Source organism: Paenibacillus sp. V4I3, assembly GCF_030817215.1.
Taxonomy (GTDB): domain Bacteria; phylum Bacillota; class Bacilli; order Paenibacillales; family NBRC-103111; genus Paenibacillus_E.
Window position 1 is genome coordinate 5,674,751 of sequence record NZ_JAUSZA010000001.1, and the last position, 16,355, is coordinate 5,691,105.

Consider the following 16,355-nt stretch of genomic DNA (forward strand, 5'->3'; position numbering starts at 1 on the left):
CATACACCCTTCCGATAAATAAATATTTAAATCGTCATCGCGCCAAAACCGCCATCCACTCTTAAAACAGAACCTGTTACAAAGCTAGAAGCTTGTTCAGAAGCAAGGAACACAGCAGCACCCTGAAGCTCAGACGCTTCACCGAATCGATTCATTGGCGTATGACGCATGATGGACTCGACACGTTCCGGCGATAGAATCTTACGATTCTGCTCCGCCGGGAAGAATCCAGGAATAATCGCGTTAACACGCACTCGGCTAGGAGCGAATTCACGGGCTAGATTCTGCGTAATGTTATTGACAGCTGCTTTGGAAGCGGAGTAAGTGAATACACGGGAAAGCGGCGGATCTGACGAAACGGATGAAATATTAATAATACTTCCTCCCTCTCCTCGATCAACCATGTATTTCCCAAACACTTGGCAGGCTAACACGACACTTTTCAAATTAACCTCCATAATAGAATCCCATTCTTCCATGGAAATGTCAAAGAAAGGTGTGGCACTATTTTTGCCGGGGCAGTTCATTAGAATATCCGCACCGCCGGACCAAGCGATAACTTCTTTGAGAACAAGCTCCAAATCTTCCCGTCTCGTAGCATCAGCTTGAAAGGTATGTGCTTCCCCGCCAATGGATTCAATGCTCTGGCGAACCTGATCACTTTTCTCTTGATTACGACCGACGATGGCTACTTTCGCTCCATGTCCAGCCAGAGCAAGAGCCATTGACCCTCCAAGTGTGCTGTTGCCGCCAATAATAACTGCTGTTTTCCCTGTAAGATTGAATAAATTCATTGTCTTCATCCCCTCCGGCATTTTGCTTGTCAATCCTTCTTAACAAGCCTAAGCTAATTTATCATTGAGGGCTCCGTAGGTGCTGTTGTTGAAAGGCGGTAATCGCATCGAATTGATCTTTTAACTGATGATATACGCTTGTATAAATAGATGTCAATTGTTGATAGATGCGATAATCGTTTTCATTCACCTCGTGAGCCTTTCCTACCTGAATCCATTGATGAGCGTGAGATAAATCTTCGATTTCCCCCATCGCGAGCAGACCTAGCAAAGCTGCGCCGATCCCTGAGCTTTCAATCGAATCCGGCACAGTAACGGATGTGCCGAGCATATTCGTCATCATCTGGCGCCAAAAATCAGATCGGGCAAATCCACCAGACGCGCGAATCACAGTGGCAGGTCCCATAATCCGTTCCAAGGAAGCGCTAACTGCTTGGATCGAGAACATGACACCCTCGAGCGCTGCACGAATCATATGCTTCTTCTGATGGCTAAGTGAAAGCCCGAAGTAAACACCGCGTGCATTCGCGTTCCAATAAGGCGCACGTTCGCCGGAAAGCAGCGGCAGGAACAGCAGGCCATCAGAGCCCGCAGCAACTTGTGACGCCAGCTCCGTCAAATAATCATAGGGATCGATTCCCAGGCGGCGGGCTTCTTCTGCTTCCGCCGTAGCGATCTGGTCTCTCACCCAACGGAAAACGATGCCACCGTTGTTGATTGGTCCGCCCACGACCCAGAAGTTTTCTGTTAGCGCATAGCAGAACAGCTTGCCTTCGGGGTCGGTTTGCGGCTTGGTGACGACACTGCGCACGGCACCGCTGGTGCCGATGGTGACGGCGACGACACCGGGCTCGAAAGCGCCTACGCCGAGATTCGCGAGGACGCCGTCGGATGCGCCGATAACGAACGGCGTGTTCTCGGACAAGCCCATTGCGGAGGCTAACTCGGCGCTGAGCCCTTCTACGCGGTGCGTTGTCGGCACCAGCTCAGACAGCTGCTCCGGCGTCACACCGGCCTGACCAAGCGCTTCTTCATCCCAATCGAGCTTCTCCAGATTGAATAGCCCTGTTGCACTGGCTAGTGAATGGTCAATGAGATAACGACCAAACAGCTTCGCGAAGACGTACTCCTTGATGCCAATGAACTTGTAAGTTTCCTTGACGAGCCCTGGCTCGTTATCACGGAACCACATCAATTTGAGAAGTGGTGACATCGGGTGAATCGGCGTTCCTGTACGCGAGTAAATCTGCTGACCTAGGCCGCTGCGCTTAAGCTCTTCCGCATATTGCGCACTGCGATTATCCGCCCAGGTAATGCATGGGGTCAGTGGCTTCGTCTTCTCGTCAACAGCAATGAGGCTGTGCATGGCTGAGCTGAAGGAGACGCAGAGCACTTGGTCAGCTGTGATACTAATCTTGCGAACAACAGCGCCAATTCCTTGGACAACAGCATTGAAGATTTGATCCGGATCTTGTTCGGCCCGATCAGCGGCTGGTGTGAAAAGGGGATATTCAATAGAGTGCGAGGCTAGAACTCGACCATCCCGATCGATCACGAGCGTCTTCGTGCTCGTTGTCCCAATATCCGCCGCGACAATGTAAGGCTTATCTCTGACTGTATCAACTGTCATTTGCTAATATTCCCCTCTGCATCAAATGAAAGTTCATATGGTTCTGATAGAATTTCAATATCCGGATGCTGACGAGCTGCATCTAACAAATTCACGGAAATTTCAATTTCGCCCAGATGAAGTGTATCTTGAATCCAAACTAGCTTGCAGGTCGTATAATCTAGAATGTTACAGGTTTTAACCGCTGCTTTGATCGCGTAGAAATCGTTCTCCAGCGTTGTTGCGATCTTGGTAGGCGCACATACGGTTGACGTTAGTCCGTTCGCGTAAGTGAACTCCAAATTCGTTTTATCCACTAGTCTTTGAGTAGTGAAATCAGCTGTTCCTACACCGTTGGCGTTACCCTTCGTTTCTGGCGTTAAGTCCAGAACAACCATTTTGGCAACCTCTGGGCCGCCATGCGCGTATGGTGTTGGGTAGCGGCCGGTAACATTGGGATCCATGCCATCGCCGCTAATATTTTTGCCAATATAATCAATGACAAGAACATCGATTTCGTCGAATAAAATCTTCGGCAGACGCGATTTTGCTTCAATTAGCAGTTGTTCCTCCCGCACTTCAATTTCAGCTGCAGGCAGCACTTCCACTTGGCATGTCTCATCATAGGCATTTTCTACTAGCGCGACGCCAAACACGATGGGCAGCTTCTCGATCATCAAATTGGCCATGGCCGGCACATTCTCAGCCATATACTTGAAGCCAAGCTGGTGGCAGGCTTCAGCGCCTTTCTGCTTCCCTAACCCGATGGCGATCATCTTCATGATCCCGCTCTCAATACGTCCACGAAACGCCGTATGCGGCTTCACGCGGTTAATAACGACAATAGCATCTGCCTCAGAAGCAATGCGATCAACATAAACCGGCAAGCCGTTAGGCAGTTGGTCGATCTTCACGACTTCCATGGAAGAACGGATATGGGCACCCATCGAGGCTTCCGTAATGCCAAAATGCTGCAATACCTCCGTTTGTCCTTCGGCAGTAGCACCACCATGACTTCCCATACAAGGTACGATAAACGGGAACGCACCTCTATCTTTTATGGCGTCAATGGTCGTTTTGGTGAAGCCAGCGATATTAGCGATCCCCCTGCTTCCCACAGCAACAGCAACCTGCTGACCGGGATGAATGCTTTCCATAACTCCGCTGCTGGCAAGTTTATTCACTAATTCCAATTCTGGATTTTCCAAAATGGTACGATCAAACTTCTGCCGAATCTTAATCATTTTGGGAATCGGAATATCAATTAATAACTCTCTCAGAATGCTCATCGACTAATCCCTCTTTCCTTATGGCGTCAATAACCGTACGGATTCCCGCACGATCAACTCTGTTTTTAAAAGCAACTGCTCCGTTTCGTGCTGCTTATTTTCTATATTTCCAAGAAGTCGCAAAGCGCCTTCTCTACTAATTTGCTCAATCGGTCTGCGAACGGTTGTCAGTGCTGGGGTTACGTAGGCTGCGAATACTGTGTCGTCAAAACCTACCACTGAGATATCGTTAGGCACGTTCATCCCGGCTTCCGACACCGCTTTCATTGCCCCAAGCGCCATTTCATCATTACAGCAAAATACGGCCGTCGGTCTTTCATCCAGCGTCAAAAATTGCTGCATGGCCTTATGTCCGCTCTCCAGATCGTACAGTCCCGGCATGCGATATACGGGTGGAACAGTAATCTGGTAATGCTTCATCGCTCGTTCGAAGCCGTCTTTCCGATTCTGAGCGGATTTAAATCCTTTGCGACCCTCAACGAGAGCAATTCGCTTATGTCCCTGCTCAATCAAATAAGAGGCTGCCAGAAATGCGCCTTGCTCCTCATCGGAGAGAACATTCAGCACACCTGAAGTTTCAACAGGGCGATTCAGCACAACTTGCGGGATACCTTTACTGGCAATGTGGTCAATGATGGCTTGATCGTCATCACTCTGACTGACAACAACAATACCGTCGAAGCTTTTCCTCGTAATCGAGTGAAAACTGGTGTAATCATCAATCCCTTTAACGATCAATTGGTAACGATCCTGTATGACACTATTGACACCACGGATAGCTTCATAGAAGAAGCCGGCGGAAGTTCCTTTACTTAGTGTGGTAAAGAACAGCCCCAAGTTATACGAACGATCCAATACCAAACTCTTCGCACTGTAATTAGGCGTGTAATCCATCTGTTCAGCGATGATTCGGATGCGCTCCTTTGTCTCCTCTTGAATGAGCGGACTGTTGTTCAGTGCTCTGGAAACCGTTGTATGAGACACACCTGCAAGCTTGGCAATATCCTTAATGGTAACGCTCATACCTTCACCTCTATCAGAAGCATATCACATCTATGCACACGTTAACAATAGTCTATTTCATAACAAAAAAACTCCCTTCTCAAGGAGCTTCCTCTTCTTGTATTATTTGAAAAAAGCCGGTAAATACGCTCTATTCTTCTCCAGCATTTCTTCCATAAGCGTCTTGGCTACTGCCACTGACGGAACCAAAGGATGGTGAACCAACGCTTGTAGAACGAGATCTCTACTGCCTGTAACAGCAGCTTCAATGGTGAGGCGTTCATATGTTTTGACTGCATGAATAAGGCCTTTGACATGTTCAGGAACTTTGGTCAAGCCCATTGGAATAGGACCACCCGCTGTAATGACACAATTCACTTCAATACAAGCATCCTTCGGCAAAGTCGATGATGTTATCGTTCATAACGTTCAGCGTTTGAATATCCCGCTTATCATTGTAAATGGAATCCATGAGATTGACAGCTGCCTCGGAATAGTAAGCGCCCCCGCGTTTCTCCAGCTGTTTAGGCTTCTCCTGCAGGTCAGGATCTTGATAAAGCTCGAACAATTCATCCTCAACGCGTTTCACAACTTCCGCCCGAGTACCATTTTCTTTGAGCGACGCCAACTGTTCTTCAAGCATGATATCCGTCATGTAAAAATATTTCAAATAGTAGGAAGGCAGGGATTGCAGCGAACGCAAGAAATCCGCATCCCATTCGCTTGCCGGTACGTTTTTGCCGCTATATTCTTCTTTGCGATCCAGCAATTCAGCTAATTTATCCTCGCCTCTGATTTCAGCACGCGTTACCCAGTGGAGATGGTTTAACCCAACGAACTCGGTGTAGATCTGTTCAGGAGCAGCATCATACTTGTTCATTAACCATTTGTGCAAGCCGATAGGCGCATTGCAAAGGCCTATGCTTTTTACTTTGGAGTACTTATGAATCGCCTCAGTCACCATACCTGCCGGATTCGTGAAGTTCAGCAGCCACGCGTTAGGGCTCAGTTCTTCGATATCCTTACAAATATCAAGCAGTACAGGAATCGTACGAAGCGCTTTCATCATCCCGCCCGGACCGGTCGTTTCCTGACCAATAACACCGTATTTATTAGGAATATGCTCATCCCATTTACGGGCTTCCAAAAGACCTACACGCATTTGCGTACTTACGAAATCCGCATTTTCGATCGCTTTTCTGCGATCCAAGGTTAAGTGCACCTCGATCGGCAAACCGGACTTCTCGATCATTCTTTTTGCCAAATTACCGACGATCTCCAGCTTGTGCTTACCTGCTTCCACATCCACAAACCAAAGCTCTCTTACAGGCAGCTGGGCATATCTTAAGATAAAACCTTCTACGATTTCCGGCGTATAAGATGAACCTCCGCCAATGATGGCAATTTTCAATGCATCTCTCATTGCACTCACATCCTAGTCTTATCTAATAATTGTATGGTTTGATAATCGGACACGGTCCGGAGTTTCTCGTACACATCTATGGTAACGGGGTTACCTGCGGCTTCCATCGCCATCCAAACTGCGCCAACCACAGGTTCAACGTTCAATTTCACAATTGTCGCATTGGAGGCGACTTCGCTCACTGCCTTTTCAATATAAGAATGAATAAATGGCCCGTCACCTCTTGCAATGACACTGCCCGCAAGCACAACTTGAAAAGTCTCTTGCTCCATGTTTAAACGTTTAATTACAGCTGTGGCTGACTTCCCAAGCTCTTCCCCTTGCACCCTGAGAATGCGGCAGGCGACTTCATCTCCCTGCGCCGCGGCTTGGAACAACAGTTTGGTCGTATGGAGCGGTACGGATTTGTTGTTATCCAGAAAATCATCAAACATATCCTGCACCGAATTATAGCCAAGAAACTTGATCAGCAGCTCAGTCAGCATCGTGGGTTGCTCCCTGCCATCCCATGACCGAATGACAGAACGGAAAGCCTCTACGGCAAGAGTGCCTCCCCCGCCAAAATCACCAAACTGGTAGGTGAAGCCTCCACATTGAAAAAAATCACCCTGCCTGTTCTTGCCGGCACTGTTCGTTCCACTTCCGCAGATTAAAACAACGCCAAAAGGCTGTGACGTACCCGCACGCAATGCAATCATGGTATCACAATCAAAACCATAATTCGCGAATCCCAGTCCGCCAATTAGCGGGCGAAGGATCGTATAATCAATCGGTCGATCTGCGCCAGCAAGGCCGAAAAAAGCATATTCAATGTCACTGAGTGTAAGTCCCGCCTGCTGTAGAGCCATGGCTACGGAATTTGTAATATTTCCGAGTGCTTGTTCTACACCAAGTTGATGATTGCCATTGCCGCTGTGCCCTTTACCGATTATATGTCCATGTTCATCTGTTACGAGTGTGTAGGTTTTACTCCCGCCTGCGTCTACACCCAAATAATATTTCATGCTTTCAACTCCTGAATATATCCATCATCTCTAGTTTCGTTTACTTATGGTGGATTCTCGAATAATTAATTCCGGTTCCAATTGCACCGTTATATTGCGTTTGGCTGTACCATCAATCCACTTAAGCAAAATATCAACGCCTTGCTGCCCCATTTTGTCCGCCGGTTGACGAACGGTAGTTAACCTGGGGCGGAATTCCTCCGAGAAAATCTGATCATCAAAACCAACAATTGACATATCACGCGGTATTTTGTAGCCCTCATTTTTGAGCGCGTCCATCACACCAAAAGCCGTCAGATCATCTGCGGCAAATACCGCACTCGGAAGTTTTCCCGACTGAATCCAGCCACTTGCCGCTTGATAACCGGAGGTGATGCTAAAATCACCTTTTTCAATCCAAGAAGGATCCAAACCTGCCTCCTGCATCGCACTGACGAAACCGCGCCGCCGCTCGCTGCTGCTTAAGTAAGGTGCAAGCCCGGAAATATGGGCAATCTCCGTGTGGCCTAGGTCAATTAAATGTTTCGTGGCTTCGTAACCACCTTTATAATTATCAATGATTACAGAGGATATCGATGGATGAATATGCTGATTATCCAGCATGACGAAAGGAATTTTCTTCTTTTTCAATTCCATGACATAATCATCCTCATGAACCGGCGAGAGCATAATAACACCATCCACACGGTCCTCTTGGAACATAGAATTATCGAAAGATGCGAACACATCTCTTGATATCGAAAGCGCTAAGAAGTAACCTTTTTCAGCAAGCCGATCGTTAATCTCTTTGACTACTGCATCCAAGAAAGAATCATTTAATGTGGTAATGCCGAGTCCAATGATACCCGTCTTGCCACGAGCCAAGCTTCGTGCAGCTGCATTCGGATGGTAATCTAACTCTTTCATCGCTTGCAGCACTTTTTGGCGGTTTTTTTCACGTACAGTACCAGCTTGATTAATGACCCGCGAAACGGTGACGACTGACAAACCGCTTCTCTTGGCGACGTCAAAGATGCTTACTTTCATATTAAAACAACTCCTGTAGCTCTATAATTGCAGTAATCAAGTCGATTTACAGCATGTTTCCAAAGTATAACAATTAGCGTTTCAAATATACAGGAGGAATGCAAATGCAGTATCGCCATTTTCGACGCTTGCCAGCTCGTTTATGAACAGCTCATTAATCTGCGAGTAGTCCGACTCCTTCCACTGTTTTCTTTGTTGTGAATTCTCATCACTTAAAGTTTAACCGCTTTAACTTTTAGCGTTTACTTCCTCTTTTATTTTAGAAAATAAACACATATTAGGGTAGTATCAAAAAAAGATTCACCGTAAAAGTTAAAGTGCTTTAACTTTCATAAATTGATTATATACGATGACTTTCGGGTTAACAAGCGTAATTTCACAAAAAATTTAAAGAGAGGCCCTATCTATTAACTAGATACAGACTCTCTCTTTATTTGATTCCAATATTCATTTTCACATCTCCAATAAGAGCATTTCTTGTCTCATTTCGATCAGCTTGGTTTTACTCTCCATGACCGCTTTGACATCACCTGAAGCCATAGCATCATGCAGAGTAGCCAGTTCGTAATCCAGCTCCATACGTAAAATAGGAATCCGATCGTCGGTACGTTTGGATCGCAGCGCTTGCATGACTTCCTCTACGGTCACGGCAGGCTCCTTCTGATACAGCACTTTATGTTCGATACCGCTAATCTCTACCATTCGAATAATTTCACCGAACATAATATTCTCAATGAGAATTTGCCGATCCTTGAATCTTTTTACTACAGCATGACCACGTGTATCACCAATCAGCTTCTCCATCATTTCGGCGAGCTTCTCATCTTTGAAGGAATAATTGCCTACAATTTTATACTTTTCACCGATTCGTTCGAACTTCAGCTTAATGAGCTTGCGTCCTGTGCGAATGGAAATGATGAACTGCAGCTCGCTTTCGTTCCAATACAGAGAATAACCTTCCTGAATGAGTGCTTTAATGAAGTTCCGGATTAGCCGGCGATCAAATCGTAACTCTAGGTTGCAATACTCCACTTCATGACTCTTACTCACGGCAATCCCCTCCATAATTGGCGCATATTATTTTATTTAAATATTCAGACAACTTATCTGCTTACTCTTATCTTATTATGAATTCTATGTTTTAGCAACTTGGATTATTGACATTTTTTTAAGGAAAAACGTACAAAAAAAGCTGATGCCTGTATCCTAACGGCTTCAGCCCTAAACGGGAAGACTACGGCCTCTGCCTATGCAGTACCTACGTGTTTAATGCCATCCCCAGAAAAATCCATCGCGCTCCCAAGCTGCTTTACCGCCATGAAGTTTTTTAAATATTTTCTTCACATCTTTGGAAATCGCTTGATTCCCATTCTCGTTCACATAGATGAAGGATTCCCCAAAATGTTGAATTATATAGTCCACCGCTTCTTTTTGATGTAAAATACCCGCGGATTTCAACTGCTCCATCATCCATTCCGCAACTTCATTCGCCGTAACGGCCATTTACATTCTCTCCCTTTACTCGTATGTTTCTGGGGCCTGTGTACAGGCAAGTGACGTTATTGTACCATTGTAACACAATCTTCTCGAAATCATCGTTCGAATAGGTACAGGAGCACAATCATTAGTGTAAAACCTAATAGCCCATTCATTCCATAGGGGAACACCATATGCTATCTCGTAAGACAAACGAACAGATTTTTAAACGAAAGGGTGATTTAAATGGGTTATGACGCAGGTGTCGGTGGTTATAGATCTTCCGCAGCCGTTTTGGTTCTCTTCATTTTGTTGGTAATTATTTCTAGCGCTTTCTTTATCTAATACACTTAAAAACAAAAGGGCTATTCACAGAAGCAGGTAGCCCTTTGATTTTTAGTTAACTAACCTCAGCATCTCCCGGTCTAAGAATGACCGAACCGACACCCAAAAGAATCAGTCCAAACAAGGTGAGTACGCTCATGTGCATCCACATCTGGGACAGAGTCTGACCAGAAGCCATTCGCTGAATGGCCTCAATCACCCACTTTTGCGGAACGAAATTCGCAATCTTCTGCATCCAGTCCGGCATCAGGCTGATCGGCCAGAAACATCCGCCCAGCATACACGTTGGGGTAACGACGAGAGAATTAATCATGCCCATATTCGACGCATTCTTAACCATACTAGCTACCGCGCTGGCAATTCCCATGCATGCTAGTAAAAAAAACTCCAACAAAATAAACTGCGATACAAACGGAAGTCCATACTCATAATTCGTTACATAACGCGTAAACAACAGGATGACAAGCACCTGAAGCGTTCCAACCAAGAAACTGCCTATGAAATTCCCAAGTATAATTTCGAAAGAATGAATGGGCGCTGAATACGTTCTTGCCATTGTGCGTTGTCTTCGATCATCCATAATCACGGAAACGGTATTATTGATTAACCCCATCATGAACATCAGCATGAAACCTATTACCCTATTCATATTCGGGTTCACATACAAATTAAGATCAGTGACTTGCGCCTTCACCTGATGCTTCTCCATCTGAGAAATAGTCTTCTCCACTGCTTCACGAAGCGCTGCTTCTTGGAGCCCTTGCTGGCTATGCAGTTCAATCGTTCCTTGATATCTAGATAGAATACTATCCAGATTGATTTTGAGCGTGATCGAAGCCTCATTGATGTTTAGTTGGTACATATCTATTTGCGCAGATGCACCTTTCATCAACGTCTCGCTGAATCCTTCAGGAATTAGAAAGGCGCTGCTCACTTTTTGCTTCGTGACAACTTCTTTAAGCGCAGTTTCAGAAGCTTCTTCTTTGAGCCGATAATCTGGCAGCATCGAAAGTTCTTGCAAGAGATGGGAACCCATCGCTCCCCGATCCAAATTGATATAAGCAATATCAACCCCGTGCTCGCTCTGTTGACCAAGTACACCAATGATTAGTGAAACCGCTGCTGCTGGAATGACTAAATACATCAGAAAGCCTTTTTTCTGAAAAAGTGTACGACGCAGCATATTGAGCGCTATAAATAAGCTATTCATGATATCCCGCCTTCCGATACACAATCAGGGAAAGAAGCAACAATCCCCCGCTAATACACGCCAAAATCGATATATGATGCCCTATGATTGCAGCGTCACTTCCGAGCATTATACGAAACATACTCTGCATGGCCCAGTGATTGAGCGTAATCTCTCCCATCCGCTGCAGAAGACCTTCTGGAAGAGGTGTGAAGCCTCCACTTAGGAAAGTCATGACAAGAATGAGCATTTGGAACGTCGTGCTGATTGCTTTAGACGATTTCGCTGCCAGCATAATCAATATCGCTAGACTCATCGAAGCGACGATAATCAATAAGCAAACCAGGAAGAGATGGAAGAAGTCATTTCCCCAATCGACACCATAAAACAGAATGGTAGCACTAATAACGAGCCCTGCCTGGACGATCGAACTGAAGATATTTCCTAAGATTTTACCCAATAAAATTTGATATTCATGAATGGGCATCGCATTTAATCGGGATAACGTGTGCTTTTCTTTCTCTCCTTGCAAACCCAATGCCGCCCCCATGCCCGAGTATAACAAAAACATGACTAGCATAGACGCTGTGTAATATTGCATTGCCGTATAGTTGGAATTAGAAGAAGTAAGCTTACCAAGCCGTACATGCGAAGAAGCCTCCGCTGTCGGGTTGAATGATCCGTCACTACCTTGTTTCTGCAGTAGTTCCGCAGCCCCAGGGCCTGCTGAAATCATCGCGGATTGCATGTAATTAACTTGATCCAAAAAGGAGCGAAGCGTCATCTTAGCGGTCAAATTCTGCCCATAATCCTGGCCTAGTAACATCTCCCACTCTGCTTCTTTTCCTTCAAGCACGCGGCTGCTAAAATCACTTGGAATGATGAGTGCAAACTCCGAATCCCCTGACTTGAGCCGTTTTACCACTTCCTCACGTGATTGAATGTTCATAGGCTGTATAATCTTCATTAACTCCGGTGTGCTGAGAAAGCTTGTAAACCCTGCGCTTAAGACGCCTGAATCTGACTGTACCACATCTACCTTAACGGGCTTCAGTGTCCGATCTTCCATTTTGAACGCACCTGAGAGCGCCGACCCCAAAATGAAAATAAGTAAAAGCGGCATCAAAAACTGAATAATGAGTACATAACGCATACGCATAAAACGCAATATTTCATACTTCGCAATGATCCAAATCGGCATGTTGACCTCCTCCTAATCCCGTAAGGTTCTTCCGGTCAACGACAGGAATAATGCCTCAAGATCAGGCTCTACCTGCGTGAGCGATTGGATTTTCACTTCGTGTTTGGAAAGGATGAACAGGATGTCCTGCAAATAGGCTTGGAAGGAACCTACCAGCAGCTCAAGTGTCTGCTCATGAATGGTGACTTGCTTAATCCGCGGATGATCCCTTAGCTCCATTACGGCTTCTTCCCTCAGGTTAGCTGCTTGAATGATAATTTTATTGTCCTGCTCAACTTTACCGCGCAATTCTTCTTGGGTTCCACAAGCAATGAGATGCCCATGATCCATGATGCCGACCCGCGTGGATATGGCGGACACTTCTTCCATGTAGTGTGAGGTATAAATGATCGTTGAGCCCATACGGTTCAGCGTCCTAACCGATTCCAGAATGTGGTTTCGGGACTGAGGATCGATGCCCACGGTAGGTTCATCCATAATAATCAGCTTTGGACGATGCATAATTGCACACGCAATATTCAATCTCCGCTTCATTCCGCCGGAAAATGAACTTGGTTTATCACGAGCACGATCCAATAATCCTACAAATTCCAGCGCTTCCTCTACTCTTTCTTTCAGGAGCTTACCTCTTAACCCATATAATTTTGCGAAAAAAGTGACATTTTCTCGTGCTGTTAGGTTTTCGAAGATTGCGAGATCTTGTGGAACAAGACCAATTCTCCGTTTCACTTCAATTGTATCTTTCGCAACTGAGAGCCCGTCAACAAACATTTCGCCTTGATCGATTTTGAGCAGGCCGCTCAGCATCTTGATCGTAGTGCTTTTCCCAGCCCCATTGGGGCCTAACAATCCGAAAATCTCACCTTCATGAATCGATAAATTCAAATGATCGACAGAAATTTGATTGCTATACTTTTTGACAACATTTTTTAAATGAACAAAGCTCACAAGATCCTCTCCCTTTTCCCCTGTTTCCAACTGGTCTTATTACAATCATTGTATCTCCAAGGGATCCCATTAACAGGTAGAATAAGTCATTATTCAAAGGTGACAAAAGTCATTATCTGTCTATTAGACGTGTTAACCCACTTGGTTATTATGGTATACTTTGCTAATACTTGCCCTGCAAAGGAAGGAAATCGATTGACACAATTACGCTCGTTAACCCGTTATTTACTCATTCTCATTCCAGCGATTGCCTCGATGTATCTCGAAAGCTATTCATCCAATGGCATGTATGTTTTCCTCATTCTCTTATTCATTTGGATCGCAGAACTGCGCAGAACGATATTCTCGAAATCAGCATGGATGCTTTTACTCGAAATTGGATTTAGCGGATGGATGAGCTATCACTATGACGGCATTTTGTTCATCACCTTTTACTCCACGCTCTTATCTTATGTAACCACCGTAAATAGTCATATCCGTTACTATTACGTGAGTATTCAGTTGATTCTGTTGAACATATCCTTACATAGTCAGCCAAACAGCTATTACCTCATTGCCAATCTGATCTTCTTCTCTCTGACGCTGCTCCTGCTGCAGATGCTTCAGACTGAGCAAAACAAACAGGAAGTTGAGCTGCTCTATGACAGGCTTCGGAGGCAGCATTACGAACTGGACGAAGCTCGCATTCAGTTAATGGATTACGCCCGGAAAGTCGAAAACATCGCACAAACGGACGAACGCAATCGGATTTCCCGAGATATTCATGATGAATTGGGACATAAGCTGATCCGACTGAAAATGATGATGGAAGCATCCTTGCAGATCCTTCCTACTCAACAGAAGAAAGGCGTAGACATGTTAATGTCGGTCCGTGACCAGTTAACAGAAAGCATGGAACTGCTGCGTTCAACCGTACGTAGACTGAAACCAGATGAAGAAACGGTGCAAACCTACTCACTGGGGAGGCTCATTGAAGGACTGACAGCAGATAAAGGGATATCCATTGAGGTTGAGATGCAGGGGATGCCCTACATGCTGTATCCGAGTCTAGAGTTCATTCTATACCGTAATGCCCAAGAAGCCATCACGAATGCCATTCGTCACGGGTCCGCAACCCAAGTTCTTATTCAGTTAACGTATGAATCCAAACAGATTACAATGTGTATTTCGAATAACGGTAAACTGCCTACAGAGCGCAGTGTGAACGGACTAGGAATGTCTGGGATGGAAGAACGAAGTAAGCTCATTGGCGGTCAACTTATTGTATCGCTCGAGGATCGATTTACAGTGACGACTGTCTTGCCCACTTTTCGCCAATTTGAATCTACCTAAGAAAGGGTTGAACGCAGCATGATTCATGTACTCATTACAGACGATGATCCATTCATCCGCGAAAGCTTACAATTAATCATTGGACTTGATGAAAATATTAAGGTCGTTGGCACGTGTACGCATGGAGACGAAGCTCTTGCTTTTATCCAGAACGGCGTCCAGGTTGACGTTGTCCTGATGGATATTCGGATGCCAATCTGTGACGGTGTACAAGGCACTTTGAAGATTAAGCAAGCTTATCCGGATATTGCTGTGCTTATTCTGACCACATTCGACGATGATGAATTTATCGTTCAAGCCTTGCGAAACGGAGCCAGCGGTTATCTGCTCAAAAATATTTCGCCAGATCGGATTATTCAAGGAATCAAAACGGTAGAACAAGGCAATCTACTGATTCATGCAGATATTGCCAAGAAATTGACAACCTTCATCAACCCTGGTTCTCCTTCGAACGTACCTGCACCCAAACCACTTAGTGGATATGGCTTAACAGCAAGTGAACAAGCTGTCGTAGCGAAAATCGCTGAAGGTCTATCCAATAAAGAAATCGCCCAGGAGCTATTCCTGAGCGAAGGTACTGTTAAGAATTATATTACGGAAATTCTCAGCAAGCTGAACCTCCGAGATCGCACGCAAATTGCTATTTTCTATTTAAAAAGGCAATCAGGTTCCGATAGTTAATTATTTAACTCTCGTCACTTGGATGTCCTCTTTGGAGGAGCTTCCAACCACATAATCAGGCTTATTATTATTGCCATTTATTTGCGTCAGTTTGAGGGTTGTGCGATAGAAATGCCCATTTTCCGTAAGTAAGTAGCTGTATGTATTCTCTTCAGGCATCGCATCAATGATAATCGGATTCGTCATGTAAGGTACTTTATTGATCTCATAGTATCGGAAACCTTCCACATACGCTCTGATTGTCTTGAGCTTAACCGGATCCTGCTCTCCTGTAATGACGATGGGTTCATTAATGAGATAGGAAATTTGCGGCGTTTCTTTCCAGCTCTTTTTCAATTCTTCTTCGCTGACATAGATATCCTCTGAATACTTCTCCTTCGCTTTCCGCAATCCGCTGGTAGAAACACCCATTCGGTCCAAATCTTTCAATCGGTAATACGTCTGATCCGTCATATTAACGAGAACCGGATAAGTCGCCCCTAAGTAGTCCAAATATTGTGGATACGGGTACTGCAGCACAATTTCTGTATAATTCGTTTCGTTGCCTTCCGCAGGCTGCTGAGGATTAACACGGGAATTCAGATAGATTGTTTTCGTACTATCCTTCCAATTCACAACCGCTCCCAGGTAAGTTCCTAGCTCCTTCACAGGCAAATAACTGGAATTATTATAAATTAAAGGCGGATTCGTCAGCTTCACTTCTTGCCCGTTCACCACGACTTTAAAATCATTTCTTAAGTAAGCATCAACGCGCTGCAGCACATCCTGTGCGTAAACACCTGCTGTGAAACAAGTTCCCATTAAAGTGCCAAGTACCGCAATTTTGGACCATTTTGACATCCTCATAAGTATAAATTCTCCTGTCTTCCTAATGGATAGTTACCACATATTTCGGCATAGTTCCACTTTTTTCCTGCTTTTCTGCCATAAAATCGGTCCAATGGCCTACTTCCTTTCTACGAAACTCGTAATCATTGCGGGAATACGCGAATTGCTTTAGAATAATTGAAAACGTAATTGAAAAGAGGAATTAAAC

15 protein-coding genes and 1 pseudogene are annotated in these 16,355 nt (G+C 45.1%); 3 read left to right on the top strand and 13 right to left on the bottom strand.

Annotation, left to right across the window (positions count from 1 at the left end; genetic code table 11):
* Positions 1-26: 26 nt before the first annotated feature.
* From QFZ77_RS26340 to QFZ77_RS26380, 9 genes and pseudogenes are all read right to left on the bottom strand, one after another.
* Positions 27-794 (bottom strand): SDR family oxidoreductase, encoded by a 768-nt coding sequence (locus QFZ77_RS26340; protein ID WP_307443912.1) that lies wholly within the window; start codon positions 792-794, stop codon positions 27-29.
* A 61-nt stretch (positions 795-855) separates the two neighbouring features.
* The gene (gntK, locus tag QFZ77_RS26345; protein ID WP_307443914.1) at positions 856-2,424 is read right to left on the bottom strand and encodes a gluconokinase; all 1,569 of its coding nucleotides are present in this window, start codon (positions 2,422-2,424) and stop codon (positions 856-858) included.
* Entirely contained in the window at positions 2,421-3,692 is a 1,272-nt protein-coding gene (locus QFZ77_RS26350; protein ID WP_307443916.1) for a nickel pincer cofactor-dependent isomerase, group 22, read from the bottom strand. The genes gntK and QFZ77_RS26350 overlap by 4 nt, the downstream gene beginning before the upstream one ends.
* 18 nt (positions 3,693-3,710) lie before the next feature.
* Positions 3,711-4,715 carry a LacI family DNA-binding transcriptional regulator gene (locus QFZ77_RS26355; protein ID WP_307443919.1) on the bottom strand — a complete coding sequence of 335 codons (1,005 nt, stop codon included), beginning with the start codon at positions 4,713-4,715 and terminating at the stop codon, positions 3,711-3,713.
* Positions 4,716-4,817: 102 nt separating this feature from the next.
* Positions 4,818-6,117, bottom strand: a pseudogene (locus QFZ77_RS26360) (6-phospho-beta-glucosidase).
* Positions 6,118-6,122: 5 nt separating this feature from the next.
* Positions 6,123-7,121, bottom strand: coding sequence for an N-acetylglucosamine kinase (locus QFZ77_RS26365; protein WP_307443921.1), 999 nt, complete (start codon positions 7,119-7,121; stop codon positions 6,123-6,125).
* 30 nt (positions 7,122-7,151) lie between these two features.
* A complete protein-coding gene (locus QFZ77_RS26370) occupies positions 7,152-8,147 on the bottom strand; it encodes a LacI family DNA-binding transcriptional regulator (protein ID WP_307443922.1) in 996 nt (331 codons plus the stop codon).
* A 453-nt stretch (positions 8,148-8,600) separates the two neighbouring features.
* Positions 8,601-9,197 (bottom strand): hypothetical protein, encoded by a 597-nt coding sequence (locus QFZ77_RS26375; RefSeq protein ID WP_171648607.1) that lies wholly within the window; start codon positions 9,195-9,197, stop codon positions 8,601-8,603.
* 216 nt (positions 9,198-9,413) lie between these two features.
* Positions 9,414-9,650 (bottom strand): DUF6953 family protein, encoded by a 237-nt coding sequence (locus QFZ77_RS26380; RefSeq protein ID WP_056833181.1) that lies wholly within the window; start codon positions 9,648-9,650, stop codon positions 9,414-9,416.
* Positions 9,651-9,869: 219 nt separating this feature from the next.
* Between QFZ77_RS26380 and QFZ77_RS26385 the strand changes: the two genes are divergently transcribed.
* Positions 9,870-9,968 carry a YjcZ family sporulation protein gene (locus QFZ77_RS26385; protein ID WP_307443928.1) on the top strand — a complete coding sequence of 33 codons (99 nt, stop codon included), beginning with the start codon at positions 9,870-9,872 and terminating at the stop codon, positions 9,966-9,968.
* A gap of 55 nt (positions 9,969-10,023) precedes the next feature.
* Here QFZ77_RS26385 and QFZ77_RS26390 read toward each other — a convergent pair whose 3' ends face one another.
* From QFZ77_RS26390 to QFZ77_RS26400, 3 genes are read right to left on the bottom strand one after another with little or no spacing between them, the layout of a single operon-like run.
* Positions 10,024-11,178: an ABC transporter permease gene (locus QFZ77_RS26390; RefSeq protein WP_307443931.1), complete on the bottom strand. Its 1,155-nt coding sequence runs from the start codon at positions 11,176-11,178 to the stop codon at positions 10,024-10,026.
* The gene (locus QFZ77_RS26395; protein ID WP_307443934.1) at positions 11,171-12,358 is read right to left on the bottom strand and encodes an ABC transporter permease; all 1,188 of its coding nucleotides are present in this window, start codon (positions 12,356-12,358) and stop codon (positions 11,171-11,173) included. The genes QFZ77_RS26390 and QFZ77_RS26395 overlap by 8 nt, the downstream gene beginning before the upstream one ends.
* Before the next feature lie 12 nt (positions 12,359-12,370).
* Positions 12,371-13,306: an ABC transporter ATP-binding protein gene (locus tag QFZ77_RS26400; RefSeq protein WP_307443935.1), complete on the bottom strand. Its 936-nt coding sequence runs from the start codon at positions 13,304-13,306 to the stop codon at positions 12,371-12,373.
* Positions 13,307-13,501: 195 nt separating this feature from the next.
* Here QFZ77_RS26400 and QFZ77_RS26405 point away from each other — a divergent pair, with 195 nt between their 5' ends.
* Entirely contained in the window at positions 13,502-14,638 is a 1,137-nt protein-coding gene (locus tag QFZ77_RS26405; RefSeq protein WP_307443938.1) for a sensor histidine kinase, read from the top strand.
* 18 nt (positions 14,639-14,656) lie between these two features.
* The gene (locus tag QFZ77_RS26410) at positions 14,657-15,319 is read left to right on the top strand and encodes a response regulator transcription factor (RefSeq protein WP_307443941.1); all 663 of its coding nucleotides are present in this window, start codon (positions 14,657-14,659) and stop codon (positions 15,317-15,319) included.
* Here the strand turns inward: QFZ77_RS26410 and QFZ77_RS26415 are convergent, their stop codons facing one another.
* Entirely contained in the window at positions 15,320-16,165 is an 846-nt protein-coding gene (locus QFZ77_RS26415; protein WP_307443942.1) for a stalk domain-containing protein, read from the bottom strand.
* Between the last annotated feature and the right edge of the window lie 190 nt (positions 16,166-16,355).

What these genes read in the sequence shown, in the direction of transcription:
- QFZ77_RS26395 (WP_307443934.1), bottom strand. Translation starts at nt 12,358, where the DNA reads ATGCCGATTTGGATCATTGCGAAGTATGAAATATTGCGTTTTATGCGT.
- QFZ77_RS26350 (WP_307443916.1), bottom strand. Translation starts at nt 3,692, where the DNA reads ATGAGCATTCTGAGAGAGTTATTAATTGATATTCCGATTCCCAAAATG.
- QFZ77_RS26415 (WP_307443942.1), bottom strand. Translation starts at nt 16,165, where the DNA reads ATGAGGATGTCAAAATGGTCCAAAATTGCGGTACTTGGCACTTTAATG.
- QFZ77_RS26390 (WP_307443931.1), bottom strand. Translation starts at nt 11,178, where the DNA reads ATGAATAGCTTATTTATAGCGCTCAATATGCTGCGTCGTACACTTTTT.
- QFZ77_RS26355 (WP_307443919.1), bottom strand. Translation starts at nt 4,715, where the DNA reads ATGAGCGTTACCATTAAGGATATTGCCAAGCTTGCAGGTGTGTCTCAT.
- gntK (WP_307443914.1), bottom strand. Translation starts at nt 2,424, where the DNA reads ATGACAGTTGATACAGTCAGAGATAAGCCTTACATTGTCGCGGCGGAT.
- QFZ77_RS26410 (WP_307443941.1), top strand. Translation starts at nt 14,657, where the DNA reads ATGATTCATGTACTCATTACAGACGATGATCCATTCATCCGCGAAAGC.
- QFZ77_RS26380 (WP_056833181.1), bottom strand. Translation starts at nt 9,650, where the DNA reads ATGGCCGTTACGGCGAATGAAGTTGCGGAATGGATGATGGAGCAGTTG.
- QFZ77_RS26365 (WP_307443921.1), bottom strand. Translation starts at nt 7,121, where the DNA reads ATGAAATATTATTTGGGTGTAGACGCAGGCGGGAGTAAAACCTACACA.
- QFZ77_RS26385 (WP_307443928.1), top strand. Translation starts at nt 9,870, where the DNA reads ATGGGTTATGACGCAGGTGTCGGTGGTTATAGATCTTCCGCAGCCGTT.
- QFZ77_RS26370 (WP_307443922.1), bottom strand. Translation starts at nt 8,147, where the DNA reads ATGAAAGTAAGCATCTTTGACGTCGCCAAGAGAAGCGGTTTGTCAGTC.
- QFZ77_RS26340 (WP_307443912.1), bottom strand. Translation starts at nt 794, where the DNA reads ATGAATTTATTCAATCTTACAGGGAAAACAGCAGTTATTATTGGCGGC.